The organism is Winogradskyella aquimaris, from assembly GCF_042676105.1.
Lineage (GTDB): Bacteria > Bacteroidota > Bacteroidia > Flavobacteriales > Flavobacteriaceae > Winogradskyella > Winogradskyella aquimaris.
The window spans coordinates 292,205-310,782 of sequence record NZ_JBHTJQ010000010.1 but is presented as its reverse complement, the minus strand read 5'-3'; the positions used below and the strand labels follow the sequence as shown (position 1 = coordinate 310,782).

The window sequence follows — 18,578 nt, the reverse complement described above, 5'->3', positions numbered from 1 at the left end:
CTATTTGTTTATTTTAAATATATGAAATGGAAGTGTTGGGTGCAATTCTATAAAATTCCATTCGTTATGCCAATTGTAACTGCTTCCTGTAACCAAATCAGTAACAGTTATTTGTTGACCAGCGTTAACTGCTAAATCTTGCAGAGGAAGTTGGACTGTTCCTTGTTGTAAATAGTATTGTTCTAAACTCACAATAATCAGTAATTCATCTGTTTTAGAGTCATTCCACTTGTAATATGCCAGTAAATTATTATTCTCTATGTGACAGAACTTTATATTATTGGTTTGTTGCAAAGCTTCGTGCTGATGACGGATGGTATTGACTTTAGATATAATAGCCGTTAATTTGTTTTGAACATCCCAATTGTAATGTTTAACCTCAAATTTTTCCGACATATAATACTCTTCTTTACCTGGGATTGCATCATCGATTTGCTGTTCAAACACCGGACCGTAAATTCCAATATTAGAACTTAAGGTAGCTGCTAAAACATAGCGCTGAATATATTTAGATTCATTAGCACCTTGTAAGTGATACGGATTAATATCTGGTGTATTTGGCCAAAAATTTGGTCGCATGTATTCGCGCTGATCCGTTTGGGTCAACTCTGTCATGTACTCCATTAACTCATGTTTTGTATTTCTCCAAGTAAAATAGGTATAGGATTGGGTATAGCCTTGCTTAGCCAATTGCTGCATTACTTTAGGCTTAGTAAATGCCTCAGCAAGGAACAATACATCTGGATATTGCTTTTTTATTTCTGCAATGATCCAATTCCAAAAATAATAAGGTTTCGTATGTGGATTATCTACTCTAAATACTTGGATTCCACAATCGATCCAGTACATTAAAACATCCAAGCATTCTTTCCAAAGGTTCTTATAATCTTTACTTTCCCAATAAATAGGAAGGATATCCTGATATTTCTTCGGAGGATTTTCAGCGTACTGCACAGTACCATCGGGTCTCCACTTAAACCAATCCGGATGGTCTTTTACCCAAGGATGATCAGGAGCTGCCTGTAAGGCATAATCCATGGCCACTTCAATGCCTAAATCTTTTGCTTTTTTAATTAAGGATTTAAAGTCTTCAACGGTCCCTAATTTAGGATGAATGTCTTTATGGCCTCCATATTTAGAACCTATGCCCCAAGCAGAACCAACATCCCCTTCTTTTGCATCAGTCGTATTGTTTTTTCCTTTACGATTAACTTCTCCAATCGGGTGAATCGGAGGGAAATATAAGGTATCAAAGCCCATTTCTGCAATTCTTGGCAGTAGACGTTCACAATCCTTAAATGTTCCGTGCTCACCTTCATTTTGAGAAGCAGATCTTGGGAAAAATTCATACCAAGTACTGAAAAGCGCCTTTTTTCTATCAACGTAAACTCTTAGCACTTTGGATTCATTAGACAAGTGCTTTTCAGGATACTTCATGAAAATATCATGAAGCGCATGGGATTGTGCTTCTTGTATGGCCTCATTATACTTTTCCTCATTCTGGAAACAATCTATACAATAGTTTAGATAGTCTTGTTCTTCTTTTGTGGCTTTCTTAACTATGGGTTTAAGATAAGTAATCCCTTCTAGAAGCTCAGATTTGACATGTTGATTATCGTCTATCTTACGTTCAATGCCATGCTGCCAATTGAGAGCATAATCTACCCACCCTTGCACTTTATAATCATAAAACCCTTGCTTTTCAACAACAAATGAAGCACTCCATTCATCATTAACAACATGATGCATTCTAACTTCATTCCATTTTCGTTCTTTTTCGTGCTTATATAATACCGAAGCTGCTATAACATCATGTCCATCTACAAGAACATGAGCATCTACATTGATATATTGATTGACAACACGTTTAATAAAAAACTCACCACAATTAATTTGTGGGCTAACTGCATCTATAACTACACGTTCTTGTTTTAGCATACTATGGATTGATGGTTAATTATAACGAAAATAACACACATTATTGACATTTAAAAAGATTACATGTTGTTAATTAAACTACATCGTTTGAATTCATATTTTACATATTTTCCACCTGAAAAAAGGATAACCAAAAGGTAACTTATGCCAATACATCCTTAACTTCTGTGTCCTTTGTAACCTTAGAAAGATTAATGGCAGTTTCTATTAAGGCGAGATGCGAATAAGCTTGAGGGAAATTACCTAGTAAACGTTTGGTTTTAAAATCCAAATCCTCACTAAATAGCCCTAAGTGATTACTATATGATAATAGCTTTTCAAAATGCTTTACCGCTCTTTTTTCTTCACCGATTTTATACAAGCTATTGATAAACCAAAATGTACAAATCGTAAACGAAGACGATGGCAATCCGAAATCATCTTTGTTTTTGTAGCGGTATAAAAGTCCATCGTTGGACAGTTCTCGCTCTATAGCTTTTACGGTACTCACATATTTAGGATGCTTGGCATCTATAAAGCCATAGGACTCCATCAATAATACAGAGGCATCTAAATCCTCCGAACCATAGGATTGTGTAAAGGCTTGAGCGTCGTCACTCCATGCGTTAACCATAATATCTTCTCTTATGGACTCCTCCAGTAATTGCCAACGTGCTAATTTTGAAGTTTTACCCAATAATTTGGCAACTTTAATGGCCTTGTCAACAGCGGTCCAACATAACACTTTAGAAAACGTAAAATGCTGGTCTTCTGACCTGAATTCCCATATTCCTTTATCTGGTTCTTTCCAGTGTTTATTAACCACCCAAACAATGCCTTTGGTTATATTCCATAAGGCTTCCCCATTCTCTATATCATTACTAAAATTCAATAGCAATTGGTAAATCATATCCATTAGAATACCATAGATGTCGTTTTGCTTTTGTTTATAAGCTGCATTACCAATTCTTACTGGACTAGAGTTTTCATATCCTGATAGATGTTCAAGAAACTCTTCAGTCAATTTCTTTTCCCCATTTATACCATACATTATTTGAAGTTTTTCGTCCTTATCTGGCATAAGGTTTATGATAAACTTCAAATAACGCTTTGCAATATTTTTATGACCTAAGGTTGACATGACCTTAATGACCATTGAAGCATCGCGAATCCAACAGAATCGATAATCCCAATTTCTTACCTCACCAATGGTCTCTGGTAAAGATGTTGTTACCGCTGCTAAAATTGCTCCAGTTTTATCATAACTCAACAATTTTAAGGTCATAACACTTCTGGCTATTTCTCGATTGTATTTCTTGTAAGCCGTCGTACGCTCCATCCAATTTAACCAATACACCTTAGTACGCTCATACTCTAAGTATGCCATTTTTAATGTTGGTACAAATAGTTTTTCATGATAGCCCACTAATAAAAAGTGGTCTGATGTGATTTCAAATAGTTCACCATTTACTAATTTCTCTTTATTAAAATCAGTATACAAGAACAACGTATCATAGGTTTCTTTATCGGTTAAGCTAACAACAAAATCGTTCTTTATATAGGTTTTGGTTTCACCCTTGGCATATTCAAGTTTGGGATTATATATAACTTTCACAGTTGGTTTACCCGAAATATGCTTAATATACCGTATTAATTCTGGAGGTGCGTGATAGGCTCCATTTTCCTTATAATATCTAGGCATGAAATCCCTGACTTCAAATGCGTCTAGGCCATTACTAAATTTAGTAACCAATACTACTGTATTCTCAATATATTGTTGACTTATACGATAACTATCATCAACCTCAAACCCAAAAGAACCACCTATATTTTCATCCAATAATTTTCCAAAAACAGAAGGCGAATCAAACTGTGGTAAGCAGCACCAATCTATAGATCCACTTTTCGAAACTAAAGCTGCACTCCTGCAGTTGCCAATTACACCATAATCCAAATTGTTCATCAAAATCTTTGTTTTTTTTGTTCTAAAACCTTTTATTCTCCTTAAATTAACGAAAACCTATCTATAAGCACAAATAATCTTTATGAATAAAACTATAATTGTTTCAAATCGTTTACCGCTTCAAGTTTCAATACAAGAGAACTCATTAGAAATAGTCCCTAGTGTTGGTGGCTTAGCTACTGGAATGAAATCGGTTCATTCTGAAGGAAACGGTATTTGGATAGGCTGGTCCGGTATACCAGAAAACGACTTGAGTCCTGACCTCTCGAAAAAAGTACAAACCAAAATACGCAATGAAAAGTGTGTTTCGGTTCCACTTACCTCGCAGGATATCGAAGAATACTATGAAGGTTTTAGTAATAGGGCTTTGTGGCCGCTGTTTCATTACTTTATGGAATATACTGAATTTGAGCAAAATGAATGGGATGCCTACAAAAGAGTAAATGAAAATTTTGCAAAAGTAGTTTTGGAGAACCTAGAAGATGGTGATACCGTTTGGGTACACGATTATCAATTATTGTTATTACCACAACTCATCAAAGACCAAAAACCCAACACAACTATTGGATTCTTTTTACACATTCCCTTTCCGTCATACGAAATATTCAGAACATTTCCTTGGCGTGAAGAAATTTTAAAGGGTATGCTAGGTTCAGATTTATTGGGCTTTCATACTTATGATTACGAACGACATTTTCTTAGTTCAATAAAGCGAATACTCCGACTTGAAGTTCAATTCAATGAAATTAATTATCACGACCGTACAATCAAAGTGGATTCGTTCCCCATGGGTATTGATTATGACAAATTCTATAATGCTGCTCTAGAACACCAAAAAAGTTCTATAGAAAAATCTGATCTAAGAAAACGACTAGAAGAGCACATGTCGGAAGATAAAAAATTGATTTTGTCCATTGATCGTATGGACTATACCAAAGGCATACCAAACAGGATAAAGGCCTTCGAATATTTTTTGGATAATTATCCTGAATACAAAGAGCATGTGAGACTTGTAATGCTTGCTGTGCCATCGCGCTCTAATGTGCCGCAATACCAAAAACTAAAGCGAGAGACAGACGAACTTGTTGGAAGAATCAATGGAAAGTTTGCCACCGTAAGCTGGACACCGATTTGGTACTTCTACAGGTCTTTACCATTTGATGATTTAATAGATCTTTATATCTCTTCTGATGTTGCACTGATAACACCTATTAGAGATGGTATGAACCTTGTTGCAAAAGAATATGTAGCCACAAGAACAAATGGTGACGGTGTACTCATACTCAGTGAAATGGCAGGTGCCTCGAAAGAGATGAATGAAGCCCTTTTAATTAACCCTAATAGTTACAAAGATTTTGCAGCAACTTTAAAACGAGCCTTAACCATGCCTCAAGATGAACAAAAAACGCGAATAAAATTTCTACAGAAACGTTTAAAACGTTACGATGTAGAGAAATGGGCTACTGAATTTTTCAAAGCCTTAGAAGGCACAAAAAAACTCAGACAAGGAAAAGTTACCAAAAAACTCTCAGGTGATTATGAGGCTAAGTTTTACCAAGATTTTAAGGAAAAAAAGAAAAAGCTCTTGCTTCTTGATTATGATGGTACATTGGTTGGTTTTAAAGATAACCCGCAGGATGCCAAACCAGACAGTGCTTTATTCAAAATATTAGATAAATTACAAGAAAAAACAGATTTAGTTTTAATTAGCGGTAGAGACCAGGCCACTTTTCAACGATGGTTTGGAGACAAACCTTACACTCTTGTGACGGACCATGGAGTATGGATACGTGAAAACAAAGAATGGAAAACAATAGAAAGGTTAAAAACAGACTGGATGCAACACATTAGGCCAATCCTAGAAACTTTCGTGGACAGAACTCCAGGTACATTTATTGAAACAAAAAATTATTCCTTGGCATGGCACTACAGAACTGCAGATCCAGAATTGGCCAAAATAAGAACTATGGAGCTAAATACGGTTCTTACAAGCTTAGTGGCCAACAATGGTCTATCGATTTTACAAGGTAATAAGGTAATAGAAATCAAGAGCAGTAATGTTAACAAAGGCCGTGTGGTTAGTCGATTACTTACCGAAGAAAACTATGATTTTATTACGATAATAGGTGATGACTGGACAGATGAATACATGTTTGAAGAGGCACCAGATTGGGCATACACCATTAAGGTTGGTTTTACGAAAACCAAAGCTAGATTTCAAATAAAAGATCCAGAACACGTCCGTGAATTACTTGAAAAATTGATATAAGTTCCCTTTAAGTATAGATTTTAGTTTGACGGTTTACATCAAGCTAGATGATGGTACCATGTGGAATCACGGCATCCTTTTTAAGGACGACAATTCCATCTTTAATCACATAAGTATCTGTTTCTGTATCTTCTAGGTGGGTTCCACCATTTATTCTAACATCATCCCCTATTCTACAATTCTTATCAATAATAGCATTTTTAATAAAGCAGCGCTCACCTATTCCCATTAGTATCTCGATCTTTTCGGATTCTATATCCTCCAGTGACTCATAAATATCGCTACCCATCATGTATGTATTGATAACGGTCGATTCTTTTCCAATTCTGGACCTAATTCCAATAACAGATCGTTCAATTGTTGCGGCATGAATTAAACAGCCTTCTGCAATGACCGCTTTATTTAAGGTTGTACCCGATATTTTTGAAGTTGGCAGTATACGTGCATTGGTATAAACCCTATTATCTAAATCATATAGATTAAATTGTGGTATTTCGTCTGTTAAGCCTAAGTTAGCTTCAAAGAAAGAATCAATATTACCAATATCAGTCCAATAGCCTTCGAAAGGATAACTGATTACCTTGAGTTTATCAATATTTTGTGGAATAATTTCTTTTCCGAAGTCTACCGTTTTTTCATCCTTCATCAATTCAACAAGAAGATCTTTGTTAAAAATGTAAATCCCAGTAGATCCTAAATATTCCCTACCCTGTTGTTTCATTTCCTCACTGACATCAGATTTCCAATCTACAATAACATCAGCTGAAGGCTTTTCTATAAATGCTGTGATTTGATTGTTTTCATCCGTTTTTAAAATACCAAATGAAGTTCCATCCTTAACATTAACCGGATAAGTCGCAACTGAAATATCTGCTTTAGCTTCTATATGGGCCTCAATCATTTCATTGTAATCCATTTGATACAACTGATCACCAGACAATATTAGGGCATATTCAAAATCGTGTTGTAGAAAATGATGCATGCTTTGCCTAACAGCATCGGCCGTTCCTTGAAACCATTTATCACTTTTCATAGTTTGCTCGGCCGCCAAAACATCTACAAAGGCCGAACTGAAAAAGCTAAAATGATAGGTATTCTTTATATGCCTGTTCAAAGACGCTGAATTAAACTGAGTTAAAACATAAATACGCTTTAAACTAGAATTTATGCAGTTTGAAATTGGTATATCTACTAATCTATATTTACCTGCTATAGGTACAGCCGGCTTAGATCTTTTCTCAGTTAAGGGATATAATCGGGAACCTTGTCCTCCTCCTAAAATTATACTTAAGACTTTATTATTTAACATTATTATTATTTAATTAATGATTGATATATATCTTTAGTTTGTTTTGCAATTGCTTTCCAGTCGAAAAATTCTTCTACACGATGTCTACCGTTTTTAGCCATTTTATTCCTAAGCGCTTTATCCCTAATAACAAGGTTAATACCTTTTGCTAAATCTCTTGAAAACTGATCTGGATTTACAGGCTCAAAAGGAGCTTCCTTTTGTTGCTCTAAATGAACTAATAAACCAGTTTCTCCATCTACTACAACCTCTTTTATACCTCCAACAGCACTTGCAACAACGGCTGTTTCACAAGCCATAGCCTCTATATTAATAATACCAAAGGGCTCATAGATTGAAGGGCAACAAAATACGTCTGCATGCGAATAGAGTTGAATAACATCCTTTTTGTCTAGCATCTTATCTATCCAAAATATATTATCACGCAATTGAGATGCTTCTTCAACAGCATCTTCCATTTCTTTGGCGATATCCTCTGTATCAGGAGCTCCAGCACATAATACAATTTGTGTATCTTGATCTATATACTTTATGGCATTCACCAAATGAATAATTCCTTTTTGTCTAGTTATTCTACCAACAAAAAGCACATATGGTTTATCTTTATCGATACCATAAGTTTCAAGGACATCGGTTTCTTTAACGACAGCATACTCTTTTAAGTCAATACCATTGTAAACCACTTGAATTTTATCTTCGTCAACGTCAAAGTATTTAATAATATCTTCTTTGGTTTCTTCAGATACAGCAATTAGGCAATCCGCCATTTCAATTGCAGTTTTTTCTATCCAAGACGACGCATCATAACCTCTGCCTAACTGTTCCCGTTTCCATGGTCTTAATGGCTCAAGAGAGTGCGTGGTTAATACCAATGGAGTACCATAACACAACTTGGTCATTATACCTGCAAAATGAGAATACCATGTATGGCAATGTACAATATCTGCTTCTACATGATCAGCATTCATGTGCAATCCCGTACTCAAAGTTTTAAAAATTGACTTAAGCTTACTATCACTATTTTTAAAAACACCATCTTCAAAGGGATATCCCTTAATCCGTAAATGGTCATTGGTTTTATCTTGATCGCCAAAAGCCCTAACCTCAATTTCCATTAATTCCGACAATTCTTTGGCCAGATATTCTACATGAACACCTGCACCGCCATAGACATAAGGAGGAAATTCTCTTGTAAGAAATAATGCTTTCATCTGCTAATATTCATAGTTTTTATTGTCTGATGATGGCGATAAACAACATGTAAACTGATTTTTTGAGTTCATTTTTTAGAGAACTCAAAACCTGTAGAGCACTCAAGTAATCGCCTCTGTAAAGTAACAAAATATAATGGTTTTGGCAATACCATAAACTGCTATCTAAATATTAAAAATAAGTTAAGTTTTGTAATGTTTGCTCATATTCTACGTCAACTTAAAGTAAAAATACTGTATTTTTAAGCTATGAAAAAGATATTATTATTAGTCATTGCAGGGTTTTTATGCAACTGTAATGGTTCTGCACAGAAAAAAGAAACGAAAGAAAAAGAATCCTTTCCAATTACAAAAACCGATTCCGAATGGAAAGCCGAGCTTACCGAAATGGAATATTACGTGTTGAGAGAAGCCGGAACCGAACGTGCCTTTTCGAGCCCTCTTAACAAAAATTATAAAAAAGGGGTTTATCATTGTGCTGCTTGTGATACCCCATTATTTAAAAGTGAGCATAAATTTGATTCAGGCACTGGATGGCCAAGTTTTGATAGAGAGATTGAAGGTAATGTTGCTTTCTCTACAGATTATAAAATTGGATATGCACGAACTGAAGAACATTGTGCAAATTGCGGTGGCCATTTAGGTCATGTTTTTAACGATGGTCCAAAAGACACGACTGGCAAACGACATTGCATTAATGGAGTGGCGCTAAAGTTTAAACCAGAGTAATAAAAAAACCTTCAATGATTGAAGGTTTTTTATGATTTCAAAATAAGGTTATTACTCTTCGGTCATTGCGCTTGTTGTATAGTAACCCATTTCGTTATAGATTTTACCTTCATCATCAAATCTATGCATTAGTAATACAGGTATTTTAACACGTTTGTCGTCTGACTTACGTTTCAAACGCATATTCCACCATGACTGCACAACCTTAGTATCGCTAATTTCATACTCTAAGTAGTCTGGATACCCAACAACATCAATACTCTCTATTTCCCAGACCTCTGCCATTTTTTTAAAATTTTCTTTTTCTTCCTCTACAGTATTAAATTCACCCTCTTCCATGTCTAGGTTTCTGAAACGCGCGTTTTCAGTGAAATAGCTAAAACTTTTATCAATATCTCCGTGCTCTAAGGCGCGAACCATTTTTCTTACAGTGTTGATATTTTCATGTGCGTTATACAAATTCCCATTTTTCCGTGTATTAAATGCTTCACGCATGGTGGTCCAAACATTTCCATCATCATAGGTTATCATCATTTGGATTTTGTTGTCATCATTAATTTTAAAAATTCGATGTATGGGCATAGTCATTTTAACACCAGTAGTTTTATGAACACCCTTTAGCATGTCCCAAGTTTGAACCCACAGACCCGATTCTTTATATTCAAGTGCATCGGGATAACCACCATACCTGGAAATACTGAGGTAATCTACGTTGTTTTTCCAACCCCTTGAAGACCTAACAAATTGACTTTTGGTCATACCTTCATTATCCGGATCGGTTTCCATACCATTAAAAGCTCTAAAGTCTTCTGAAAGATAGCTCGCTACTTTTAATGTATCACCTTCAACAAAAGCTTGTTGCATTTCTTCTACCATCTTTATGGCAGGATGATCTTGGTAGATTGTTCCATTTTTTTTCTTTTGAGGATGCATAATGAAGGTCACCATCATCATGACAAGGATTAAATAATTTTTCATAATAAATAATTGATTAGTTATCCTCTTAAGATATGGAATAAATACCAATTTTAACACTTGTAAACTGATATTCAACACTTTATATGTTATTTTTCTTACATATAATTTTGTCCTGTATATGATTACTTACAAATTATACGCATTTCCTGTAGTTGAATAATTGTCGATTTAAATCTTAGTCTTTAATTCTTGATTCTTAAATTGAAATTGCCTAAGTAGCGTTAAGAGTAAATTATGATATACAAATTTACAGCAACCTTTAATATTACGTTTTGGTTTCGTAAATTCGTACTCTCAAAATTCAACAAAAAAATTACTCATGAGTAAATACGATATCATAGTATTAGGAAGTGGTCCTGGTGGCTACGTTACAGCGATTAGAGCATCTCAATTAGGTTTTAAGACGGCCATCGTAGAAAAGGAAAGTCTTGGTGGTGTTTGTTTAAATTGGGGCTGTATCCCAACAAAAGCATTGTTAAAGTCCGCCCAAGTTTTTGAATACCTTAAACATGCCGAAGATTATGGATTAAAAGTTAAAGATGCTGAACACGATTTTGATGCCGTTGTTAAGCGAAGCCGTGGCGTTGCTGATGGTATGAGTAATGGGGTAAAGTTCTTGATGAAGAAGAACAAAATTGATGTTATTGAAGGTTACGGAAAGGTGAAACCGGGCAAAAAAGTTGACGTTGACGGTAAGGAATATTCTGCTGACCACATCATAATTGCCACTGGTGCGCGCTCTCGTGAGTTGCCTAGTTTACCTCAGGATGGTAAAAAAGTAATTGGATACAGACAGGCCATGACTCTAGAAAAGCAACCTAAAAAAATGATTGTTGTGGGTTCGGGAGCCATTGGTGTTGAGTTTGCCTATTTCTATAATTCCATGGGCACCGAAGTAACCATTGTAGAATACATGCCAAAAATTGTTCCTGTAGAAGATGACGAAATATCAAAACAATTAGAGCGTAGTTTTAAAAAATCTGGGATTAAAATTATGACATCTGCCGAAGTGACTTCTGTTGATACTTCAGGAAGCGGTGTTAAAGCTACAGTAAAAACTAAGAAAGGTGACGAAGTTTTAGAGGCGGACATTGTTTTATCTGCAGTTGGTATTAAATCAAACATTGAAAATATTGGATTGGAAGATGTTGGTATTGCTGTTGACAGGGATAAAATATTAGTAAACGATTATTACCAGACTAACATTCCTGGCTATTATGCTATTGGTGATGTGACTCCTGGTCAAGCGTTAGCTCACGTAGCTTCCGCTGAAGGTATACTTTGCGTAGAAAAAATAGCAGGCATGCATGTTGAAGCTTTAGATTATGGTAACATTCCTGGGTGTACCTACTGCTCACCAGAGGTGGCTAGTGTTGGTCTTACCGAGTCACAAGCGAAAGAACAAGGTTACGATATTAAAGTCGGTAAATTCCCGTTCTCGGCATCTGGTAAGGCTAGTGCAGGTGGTAATAAAGATGGTTTTGTGAAGGTAATTTTTGATGCCAAATATGGTGAATGGTTAGGCTGCCACATGATTGGTGCTGGTGTTACCGATATGATTGCTGAAGCTGTTTTGGGTCGTAAATTAGAAACAACAGGACATGAAGTTTTAAAAGCGGTTCATCCGCACCCAACAATGAGTGAAGCTGTTATGGAAGCTGTAGCTGATGCCTATGATGAAGTAATTCATCTTTAATTGGGAATAATAAACAATACATTATTTAAAAGCGATTCGATTGAGTCGCTTTTTTTATAACCTATAACCTAATCCAAGAAATAAAACATTAGGTGATAACTCTTCTAAACCAATAGTATATTTCATATGCATGCTTAGTTTTGTTGTAAAGTCGTAGTCTAAACTTAAGTCCGCTCTTACTTTAAACTTATTGGAAAAGAAATCAAAAAAATAATTTAAACTCGGTCCAATTAGAATATGAACCGTATCATAAATGTCATATTTTAAATATATGGGCGCATTTAAAAATCTAAAATCCCCTACTCCTTTATACAACACTTCTGGCTGTAGATGAAAACCATTATCTATAGGAAAATCTACAAAAACACCTCCATAATATCCCGTTTCTATATCTGGGTTGGTACCAAAATCCCCTTCGATAACCTTAAAAAAGGTAAAGTTTAAACCACCTTTAACACCAAATTCCGTTTGAGCGGATACCAAGACAGTAAAACAAGCTATTAAAAATGTAAGGTAGAATTTGTTCATACTGAAAAGATAAAACTTTCTATAGCCAAGTCATAACTTTTGAGTCCAAACCCTAAAATAACACCTTTAGCATTGGGCGAAATGTAAGACACATGCCTAAAGTCTTCTCTCGCATAGGTATTGGATATATGCACTTCTACAACTGGAGTCTCAATAGCTTTTACGGCATCACTTATACCAACAGAGGTATGGGTATAGGCTGCAGCATTTAAGATAATACCATCATATTTAAAACCCACCTCATGTAGTTTATCAATGAGTTCCCCTTCAATATTAGATTGAAAATACTCTAATTTACATTCACTGTATTTAGATTGAAGGATATCTAAATAGTCTTCGAAGGTCTGATGACCGTAGATCTCTGGTTCTCTTTTACCCAATAGATTAAGATTGGGGCCATTTATGATGATTATGTGCTTCATAAAGTAAAGATAGAAAAACCTGACTATTGTCAGGTAGGTTAGCACATAAAAAACCGAAGACTATGCTTCGGTTTAGTTATTAGTTAATATATCTTTTAGAGTTAGAATTCAAAAAGAACACCAACGTTTATATTGCCCCAGTTTGCTGCATCCGATATGTTCTCGTAAGAGGCATTTAACTCAATTGTATCTGCTATATCAATACCTACTACCGGTCTAAAATAGAATCCCCCGTCAAGACCATCAGTAATTCCAAGAGCATAGCCTATGTCAGCTCCTCCAGAAACAATACCAAATAATTTTAAACGAGCTGCTGCTGCTAATGGTACAAATTGTGCATCATCAAACTCAACAGTTTGTCCTAAGACCTCGATTTCATCACCAAAAAAGTTTCTAAAACCTGCTGTAGCACCTATTTCTACAGTGTCGTCAATATCAGTAAAGTAATAATAGGCATCCAGACCAACTACAAGTGTTGAAATGTCCGCTGCATCAGCTGCGGGCAAACCAATGGTTGCACCCACTTTAAACGTCTGTGCTTGCAGAGCAAAGGTTGACATCATGGCAAATACAATAAAAAACTTAATTTTCTTCATATTTTCTTTGGATTAAGATTAATAGATAACTAAGATAGTTAAAATTATAAACAACTGATAATTACAAACATAAAAAAACCGGAGCTTTCGCTTCAGTTTTTTAAAATTTCTTGATTTTGTTAGTTAAAGAAATAGCCAACGCCAATTTGAATTACACTATTCTTAAATGCCCCGTCTGAATCGAAAAACTCAGGATCATCGTTGCCATCGGTTAAACCTAAGTTATAACGCACATTGAAGTTTAATCCATTATCAAGTTTATATCCCAGACCAAAATTTAATCCAAAATCAACACTTTTTACGGCATCCTTAATATCAAGCGTTCCAGATTCGTTAAATGACATTCCATCTCCAGATTCTGAAAATTCATAATCAATTTCGGCATTTAGCAAGAATCCGATTTGTGGACCAGCCTCAATACTAAATCCATCGGTTACATAGTATTTTGCCATTACCGGTAGAAGCAAGTAATCTAGTTTGATATCAAGATCTTCAGAAAAGGTCATACCAGAAAATGATTCAGTATATGACTCTTTAGCACCTTGTCTAGAGTACAATAATTCTGGTTGGATCGAGAATACGTCCGAAATTGGAATCTCCGCTAAGACTCCAATGTGGAATGATGTTTTACCATCTACATCACCAAGATCATCACCAGTTATGGTCGCAAAATTAACACCTGCTTTAGCACCAAAACTAATTGGTTTAGCAGGTTCATCCTGTGCAGTTACAGTTCCAAAAACAAAAATGAACGTAAACGCACTAACTAATAGTCTTTTCATAATATATTAGGTATTTGATTCAATATTATTTATGAACTAAATCTATAACCCTTAGTATTACTATGAAATGACGACTATCAGTTTTACAACATGTTATAGTCATATAAAAAATTCTCTCAGACGTCATAAACCTTGGACCTCTAGTATACTTCTTATGTGGGACGATTTATACTTGAGTCAACTTTAATATTATTTGCTTTCTGAAAATAAGATATAAAAAAAACGGAACTAGAACCCAGTACCGTTTTTTTGATAATGTTTAGAATAAGCTATGGTTGAAAGATTACTCCAACGTTAAAAGCAGATGTTGCATTGAATACGCTAAACTCATCAAGACCAAATAAATCAATAAATCCATTATAGCCTTGGTACTGAATAAAAAGCTCTGTGTTTTCAGAAACATTAAACTTATAACCTATACCTACACCCAAGCCAATATCAAAACTACTTTCAAGTTCATCTTTAACATCAAACTCACCCTCAGGTGTATCTGCCTTAGCACTTAATAAAAACCCTAAGGTTGGTCCAAAATTTAAGAACCAATTTCTTTTAGAACCAAAATGCCAGTTTGCATGAATTGGTACTGCTAAGTAATTGAGTTTATCAATATACTCTTCACCGGATTCTTTAATTTTAGTTCCTTTAGAATCATAAAATAAACCAGAACGAAGACTCCAACGGTCATTAAGGTAATATTCGCCCACTACACCAAAATTAAAGGCTGTTCTGATTCTATTATTTAAATTCTCAGAACTTGTATAATTTGATAAGTTTAAACCAACTTGGGGTGCTAATGTAAAATCACCTGAATCTGATTGTGCATTTACATTAGTTAAAAAAAATACTGCCACAGCAGCAGAAAGTAATAATTTTTTCATTTGTGTTTGTTTTTAATAGTTTATTAATGGCAAACGTAGTTTTTTACTTACATTCTTAACAACTATAGTTGTTAAATTTTCTTACATTTTATCGATTAAAAGAACTTTAATTAACCCGTTAAACAAAACGCACAAAAAAAACCGAGGTTAATGCCTCGGTTTTTTTATGTATTTAATTATTCTTAAAAGAACAATGTGAAACCAATATTCACTTGGAATACACCTTCATCAGTAAAATCCTCATTTAAAGAATGGTTATATCTTAAACCTGGTTCAATTGCAACCATGTCACCAATAAACCATGCATAACCAGCACCAATTCCTAACCATAATGGTGTCTCTCCTAAACCGTTTTCTGCACCGTCACCTGAAGCGCCTGTTAAATCTAACGTAACAGGAATCATACTATTCACATAATATTTTGCACCTAAACGATAAGAGAAAGAACTCACACCGTCACCTTCGTCTGGGCTAAAACTATTATAACCTAAACCAGCCTTAATGGCTAAATCGTCCATGATAAAGTATCCTCCATCTAAACCTAAGTTAAATTGAGAATTACCATCAGACGACGTAAAGTAAATACCTGTAGTACCTAACATAGCATTACCAGTATTAGCTTCGATAAGCCAAGTACCTTCTGATGTTTGACCACCAGTACTTTCGTCCTGCGCATTAACACTTGCAAAAGCGAAAACTGCAAAAGCAGCTAAGAATAAATTTTTCATAATCTTTTAAGTTTTAAAATTGAATAATGCAAACTAAAACCTTTTTCTTGAGATATTAAAAATTTTAACTGTAGTTATTAACAATTTTATAAACATAGATATTTAAAATACTGTATTTTAATACTTTATAATTAGTAGTTATTAACAATTTTTGATTGAATTTGACTTTATATTTAATATTAGAGCCAAAAAAACCACTTTAAGGGTCATTTTTTAATAATATCAATTGTTGTTATTTCACTAACTTTGAGGTTTGTAATGGTTTTTATGTTATTGATCCCATCAAAAATCTCAATATAAGTGGTGTTTTCACCAACTGTGCCAACAGAGTTAGATTCTATGGTGATTCGAGATGTTTTACCCTCCAATGGGATTTCAATGACTTTTTTTGTATTGGATATTTCGTATTTATACAATAGGATCTTGCCATTCTTATAAACCGTAATAACATCTTGGTCAATTTGTCCACCATCATAAATGGTACAACTCACAGAATTGGCTTTGGTTAAGATTGAAGTGACTTCATCCTTTTTTAAAATATTTAGATTAAGGGTATCTACAAGTTTAATATTATCTAGTTTCTGCTTTATACTATCTGGAACGCGTCGCGACTTTTTCAGTTTCTTTGTGAATTTTGTAACTCTTTTATCAATTTTTTCAATTGAATTCATGGCAATTTCACCATTAATACATTCAGTACCATCACTAAACTTTCCTTTAAAATTTCCCATTAGCTTTGAACCTCCCCACCTATATTTCGTTGGCTCTAGGTGAATATTGCAAAAATCCTCTTCGGCCCATGTAGATTTAGTATAGATTAGTTCTGTTTCTTTAAATGATAATAGGTTTTTATCTTCGTCATAAAAACCTTCAATTTTTGACTTTGTCTCGTGTTCTCCACCAAAATCTGTAAGACTATAACCAATTATTTTATCGTTTTTTTGCTCGAATTCAACTTTGTATTTTATTAAAAGTGAATCTTGAATCTTTATAAATCCCATGAATGTTTCTTGAGACCAAGACCCACCGCAAAATCCAACTACAAACAATATTGTGATTATAAAATTTGTGATATTTGGATTTGATTTTCGATTTGTCATACTTTTAAATTTTAATGAGATAAGGTGAATTTCTTTTAACATTTTATAAGTAAATATCAAATATTGTGAGATTTTTTTTAATTTAGGCTAAACTTAAACCAAAATTTTATGAAAATTAAATTATTCTTCTCAGCATTATTTGTAATGCTTTCGCTAAGTGCTTCTTATGCGTCATTCCCTGTAAAGAGAGCCGTAACTGCAACAACTACAGAGAATATTACTTCATCTGAAGAAATGACCGAAACTACAGAAATGACAACTCCAGTGGCAAGAGCTGGTCAACAAAGTAAGGGTATTGCCTTAATTCTCTGGTTTTTCCTTGGTGGATTTGCAGCACACAGATGGTACCTTAAAAGTCCAATAGGTTGGAATATTTTATTTATTCTTACATTAGGTGGATTAGGAATTTGGTGGATTATTGATCTTATTGATATCTTCACTGAGAATTATCCAAGAGCTAATTTTAAAAGCGAATTCTTTTAGAAATCTGATTTCTTAAAAAATAAAAAAACACTTTACTGTTATTGTAAAGTGTTTTTTTATTTTTAACCATGAAATGGTCTCAGGCAATCAATGATTATAGACATTACCTACAAATAGAACGTGGATTATCTCATAACTCCATTGAAAATTATAGCTATGACATTAAAAAGCTCATTACCTATTTAGAGGAACATGACGTTAATGTATCACCAGAGAAGATTGACAAAGAGCTTATCAAGCAGTTTATTTACAACATCTCTAAAACTATAAACCCTAGTTCTCAAGGTCGACTAATTTCTGGTTTAAGAAACTTTTTTGATTATCTGGTTTTTGAAAACCACAGAACATCAAATCCAATGGATTTGATTGAGTCTCCAAAAATTGGTAGAAAACTTCCAGATACGTTATCTGTTGATGATATCGATCTATTAATCAATACCATTGATTTAAGCTATCAATACCAAGGAGTTAATCTTGGTGAACGCAATAGAGCCATCATAGAAACCCTCTATAGCTGTGGCCTACGTGTTAGCGAACTCATTGAATTGAAAATCTCTGACTTGTTCTTTGATGAAGGCTTTATAAAGGTTACAGGAAAAGGGAACAAACAGCGTTTTGTTCCTATTGGTGAGTCAACAAAAAAATATATTGACATATGGAAAGCCATCAGAAACCACATTAATGTACAGCCTAAATCTAAAGACATTCTGTTTCTTAACTATAAAGGAAATAAGCTCACCCGCGCCATGATTTTTACCATTATTAAGAACTTGGTTACAAAGTCTGGTTTAAAAAAAACGGTGTCTCCTCACACCTTTAGGCATTCTTTTGCAACACATTTGTTAGAAAATGGTGCTGATCTTAGAGCCATACAAATGATGCTTGGTCATGAAAGTATTACTACCACAGAGGTTTATATGCATGTAGACCGCTCGCATTTAAGCGACGTCCTAAATAAGTTTCATCCTAGAAAATAAAAAGGTGTCCTA

Annotated in this window: 17 protein-coding genes; 5 read left to right on the top strand and 12 right to left on the bottom strand. The window is 34.5% G+C overall.

The features are described 5' to 3' along the window. Positions 1-1,938 carry an alpha-1,4-glucan--maltose-1-phosphate maltosyltransferase gene (locus ACFQ1K_RS09140; protein ID WP_320555276.1) on the bottom strand — a complete coding sequence of 646 codons (1,938 nt, stop codon included), beginning with the start codon at positions 1,936-1,938 and terminating at the stop codon, positions 1-3. Between the two features lie 142 nt (positions 1,939-2,080). Then, positions 2,081-3,880 carry a glycoside hydrolase family 15 protein gene (locus ACFQ1K_RS09135; RefSeq protein WP_320555275.1) on the bottom strand — a complete coding sequence of 600 codons (1,800 nt, stop codon included), beginning with the start codon at positions 3,878-3,880 and terminating at the stop codon, positions 2,081-2,083. Positions 3,881-3,962: 82 nt separating this feature from the next. Between ACFQ1K_RS09135 and ACFQ1K_RS09130 the strand changes: the two genes are divergently transcribed. Beyond that, positions 3,963-6,149, top strand: coding sequence for a bifunctional alpha,alpha-trehalose-phosphate synthase (UDP-forming)/trehalose-phosphatase (locus tag ACFQ1K_RS09130; protein WP_320555274.1), 2,187 nt, complete (start codon positions 3,963-3,965; stop codon positions 6,147-6,149). A 43-nt stretch (positions 6,150-6,192) separates the two neighbouring features. Here ACFQ1K_RS09130 and ACFQ1K_RS09125 read toward each other — a convergent pair whose 3' ends face one another. Both ACFQ1K_RS09125 and glgA read right to left on the bottom strand, forming a co-directional pair. Next, entirely contained in the window at positions 6,193-7,458 is a 1,266-nt protein-coding gene (locus ACFQ1K_RS09125) for a glucose-1-phosphate adenylyltransferase (RefSeq protein WP_320555273.1), read from the bottom strand. A gap of 5 nt (positions 7,459-7,463) precedes the next feature. Continuing rightward, positions 7,464-8,669 (bottom strand): glycogen synthase, encoded by a 1,206-nt coding sequence (gene glgA, locus ACFQ1K_RS09120; RefSeq protein WP_320555272.1) that lies wholly within the window; start codon positions 8,667-8,669, stop codon positions 7,464-7,466. A gap of 249 nt (positions 8,670-8,918) precedes the next feature. On the opposite strand from glgA, the gene msrB reads away from it, so the two are divergent. Further along, positions 8,919-9,398, top strand: a complete 480-nt coding sequence (gene msrB, locus ACFQ1K_RS09115; protein WP_320555271.1) for a peptide-methionine (R)-S-oxide reductase MsrB — start codon at positions 8,919-8,921, stop codon at positions 9,396-9,398. Between the two features lie 51 nt (positions 9,399-9,449). Here msrB and ACFQ1K_RS09110 read toward each other — a convergent pair whose 3' ends face one another. Then, the gene (locus ACFQ1K_RS09110; protein WP_320555270.1) at positions 9,450-10,376 is read right to left on the bottom strand and encodes a nuclear transport factor 2 family protein; all 927 of its coding nucleotides are present in this window, start codon (positions 10,374-10,376) and stop codon (positions 9,450-9,452) included. Positions 10,377-10,695: 319 nt separating this feature from the next. Between ACFQ1K_RS09110 and lpdA the strand changes: the two genes are divergently transcribed. Further along, a complete protein-coding gene (gene lpdA, locus ACFQ1K_RS09105; RefSeq protein WP_320555269.1) occupies positions 10,696-12,072 on the top strand; it encodes a dihydrolipoyl dehydrogenase in 1,377 nt (458 codons plus the stop codon). Between the two features lie 54 nt (positions 12,073-12,126). On the opposite strand, the gene ACFQ1K_RS09100 is transcribed toward lpdA, so the two are convergent. The 7 genes from ACFQ1K_RS09100 to ACFQ1K_RS09070 all read right to left on the bottom strand — a co-directional run bounded on the left by ACFQ1K_RS09100 (position 12,127) and on the right by ACFQ1K_RS09070 (position 17,106). After that, positions 12,127-12,600 carry an outer membrane beta-barrel protein gene (locus ACFQ1K_RS09100; protein WP_320555268.1) on the bottom strand — a complete coding sequence of 158 codons (474 nt, stop codon included), beginning with the start codon at positions 12,598-12,600 and terminating at the stop codon, positions 12,127-12,129. After that, on the bottom strand, positions 12,597-13,022 hold the full coding sequence (aroQ, locus tag ACFQ1K_RS09095) for a type II 3-dehydroquinate dehydratase (RefSeq protein ID WP_320555267.1): 426 nt from the start codon (positions 13,020-13,022) through the stop codon (positions 12,597-12,599). Before aroQ ends, ACFQ1K_RS09100 begins: the two co-directional genes overlap by 4 nt. A gap of 101 nt (positions 13,023-13,123) precedes the next feature. After that, positions 13,124-13,618 (bottom strand): hypothetical protein, encoded by a 495-nt coding sequence (locus ACFQ1K_RS09090; protein ID WP_320555266.1) that lies wholly within the window; start codon positions 13,616-13,618, stop codon positions 13,124-13,126. Between the two features lie 119 nt (positions 13,619-13,737). Beyond that, positions 13,738-14,400: a porin family protein gene (locus tag ACFQ1K_RS09085; protein ID WP_320555265.1), complete on the bottom strand. Its 663-nt coding sequence runs from the start codon at positions 14,398-14,400 to the stop codon at positions 13,738-13,740. A 269-nt stretch (positions 14,401-14,669) separates the two neighbouring features. After that, entirely contained in the window at positions 14,670-15,278 is a 609-nt protein-coding gene (locus ACFQ1K_RS09080; protein WP_320555264.1) for a porin family protein, read from the bottom strand. Between the two features lie 182 nt (positions 15,279-15,460). Further along, positions 15,461-16,006 (bottom strand): hypothetical protein, encoded by a 546-nt coding sequence (locus tag ACFQ1K_RS09075; RefSeq protein WP_320555263.1) that lies wholly within the window; start codon positions 16,004-16,006, stop codon positions 15,461-15,463. 206 nt (positions 16,007-16,212) lie between these two features. After that, positions 16,213-17,106 carry a hypothetical protein gene (locus ACFQ1K_RS09070; RefSeq protein WP_320555262.1) on the bottom strand — a complete coding sequence of 298 codons (894 nt, stop codon included), beginning with the start codon at positions 17,104-17,106 and terminating at the stop codon, positions 16,213-16,215. Between the two features lie 108 nt (positions 17,107-17,214). On the opposite strand from ACFQ1K_RS09070, the gene ACFQ1K_RS09065 reads away from it, so the two are divergent. Both ACFQ1K_RS09065 and xerA read left to right on the top strand, forming a co-directional pair. Beyond that, positions 17,215-17,589, top strand: coding sequence for a TM2 domain-containing protein (locus tag ACFQ1K_RS09065; RefSeq protein ID WP_320555261.1), 375 nt, complete (start codon positions 17,215-17,217; stop codon positions 17,587-17,589). Between the two features lie 68 nt (positions 17,590-17,657). Beyond that, on the top strand, positions 17,658-18,566 hold the full coding sequence (gene xerA, locus ACFQ1K_RS09060; protein WP_320555260.1) for a site-specific tyrosine recombinase/integron integrase: 909 nt from the start codon (positions 17,658-17,660) through the stop codon (positions 18,564-18,566). Positions 18,567-18,578 lie beyond the last annotated feature (12 nt).

What these genes read in the sequence shown, in the direction of transcription:
- ACFQ1K_RS09130 (WP_320555274.1), top strand. Translation starts at nt 3,963, where the DNA reads ATGAATAAAACTATAATTGTTTCAAATCGTTTACCGCTTCAAGTTTCA.
- xerA (WP_320555260.1), top strand. Translation starts at nt 17,658, where the DNA reads ATGAAATGGTCTCAGGCAATCAATGATTATAGACATTACCTACAAATA.
- msrB (WP_320555271.1), top strand. Translation starts at nt 8,919, where the DNA reads ATGAAAAAGATATTATTATTAGTCATTGCAGGGTTTTTATGCAACTGT.
- ACFQ1K_RS09100 (WP_320555268.1), bottom strand. Translation starts at nt 12,600, where the DNA reads ATGAACAAATTCTACCTTACATTTTTAATAGCTTGTTTTACTGTCTTG.
- ACFQ1K_RS09110 (WP_320555270.1), bottom strand. Translation starts at nt 10,376, where the DNA reads ATGAAAAATTATTTAATCCTTGTCATGATGATGGTGACCTTCATTATG.
- ACFQ1K_RS09125 (WP_320555273.1), bottom strand. Translation starts at nt 7,458, where the DNA reads ATGTTAAATAATAAAGTCTTAAGTATAATTTTAGGAGGAGGACAAGGT.
- aroQ (WP_320555267.1), bottom strand. Translation starts at nt 13,022, where the DNA reads ATGAAGCACATAATCATCATAAATGGCCCCAATCTTAATCTATTGGGT.
- ACFQ1K_RS09140 (WP_320555276.1), bottom strand. Translation starts at nt 1,938, where the DNA reads ATGCTAAAACAAGAACGTGTAGTTATAGATGCAGTTAGCCCACAAATT.
- ACFQ1K_RS09080 (WP_320555264.1), bottom strand. Translation starts at nt 15,278, where the DNA reads ATGAAAAAATTATTACTTTCTGCTGCTGTGGCAGTATTTTTTTTAACT.
- ACFQ1K_RS09065 (WP_320555261.1), top strand. Translation starts at nt 17,215, where the DNA reads ATGAAAATTAAATTATTCTTCTCAGCATTATTTGTAATGCTTTCGCTA.
- ACFQ1K_RS09070 (WP_320555262.1), bottom strand. Translation starts at nt 17,106, where the DNA reads ATGACAAATCGAAAATCAAATCCAAATATCACAAATTTTATAATCACA.
- glgA (WP_320555272.1), bottom strand. Translation starts at nt 8,669, where the DNA reads ATGAAAGCATTATTTCTTACAAGAGAATTTCCTCCTTATGTCTATGGC.
- ACFQ1K_RS09085 (WP_320555265.1), bottom strand. Translation starts at nt 14,400, where the DNA reads ATGAAAAGACTATTAGTTAGTGCGTTTACGTTCATTTTTGTTTTTGGA.
- ACFQ1K_RS09090 (WP_320555266.1), bottom strand. Translation starts at nt 13,618, where the DNA reads ATGAAGAAAATTAAGTTTTTTATTGTATTTGCCATGATGTCAACCTTT.
- ACFQ1K_RS09135 (WP_320555275.1), bottom strand. Translation starts at nt 3,880, where the DNA reads ATGAACAATTTGGATTATGGTGTAATTGGCAACTGCAGGAGTGCAGCT.
- ACFQ1K_RS09075 (WP_320555263.1), bottom strand. Translation starts at nt 16,006, where the DNA reads ATGAAAAATTTATTCTTAGCTGCTTTTGCAGTTTTCGCTTTTGCAAGT.
- lpdA (WP_320555269.1), top strand. Translation starts at nt 10,696, where the DNA reads ATGAGTAAATACGATATCATAGTATTAGGAAGTGGTCCTGGTGGCTAC.